The following is a 212-nucleotide window of genomic DNA, read 5'->3' as shown; positions in this document are numbered from 1 at the left end:
CAAATATCTAATGTATGTCCCTCTGCATCAATGGCACGATATAAATAGCTCCATTTTCCTTTTATTTTGATGTACGTCTCATCAATACGCCATTTGTAGTAAGCTTTTGTATGCTTTTCTTCCAAATTTGATATAAAATTGGGGCATATTCTTGAACCCAACGGTAGACCGTTGAATGATGAACGTTTACACCACGTTCCCTTAATATTTCA

1 pseudogene is annotated in these 212 nt (G+C 35.4%); it reads right to left on the bottom strand.

The features are described 5' to 3' along the window. A pseudogene (locus tag CD150_RS12985) lies at positions 1-212 on the bottom strand (DDE-type integrase/transposase/recombinase); the annotation flags it as partial.

It is taken from the genome of Staphylococcus ureilyticus, from assembly GCF_002902235.1.
GTDB classification, from domain to species: Bacteria; Bacillota; Bacilli; order Staphylococcales; family Staphylococcaceae; genus Staphylococcus; species Staphylococcus ureilyticus.
The sequence above is the reverse complement of the archived record's forward strand: the minus strand, read 5'-3'. Positions and strand labels throughout refer to the sequence as shown.